Origin of the sequence: Christiangramia aquimixticola (assembly GCF_048285835.1) — a bacterium.
Taxonomy (GTDB): domain Bacteria; phylum Bacteroidota; class Bacteroidia; order Flavobacteriales; family Flavobacteriaceae; genus Christiangramia; species Christiangramia aquimixticola.
Genome location: NZ_JBLVTL010000083.1, coordinates 1 through 351, shown reverse-complemented (window position 1 = coordinate 351; position 351 = coordinate 1). Strand labels below are relative to the sequence as shown.

Below are 351 nucleotides of genomic sequence, written 5' to 3'. Positions count from 1 at the left end.
CTTAAAAAGATTGGAGCAGGGCTGGAATTAAAGCTTCTTGTTAACTTTACCTGACTTCAAAAAAGTCTCTCTTACGACCTTATCTATTCATCCGATGAGTTACAAATACCTCTCCCTTTCTCTACTTTTTTCAGTTTTCATATCCTGTAGCAAACCTACTCCAATACAGGAATTCTGGCTTACGGATCCTAGAGGAGGCATTCTCTTTGAAATGGTGAAGGAAGTGCAAAGTCCTAAAGATTCGCTTGAAACCATCGTGGTTGATCCAGAAACCACCTACCAAACCATGGATGGATTTGGTTTTACCTTGAGTCAGGGATCGGCCAAACATCTTTTGGCCATGAGTGATTC

1 pseudogene is annotated in these 351 nt (G+C 41.0%); it reads left to right on the top strand.

The features are described 5' to 3' along the window. Positions 1-94: 94 nt before the first annotated feature. Positions 95-351: pseudogene (locus tag ACNKXV_RS13605) on the top strand (hypothetical protein); the annotation flags it as partial.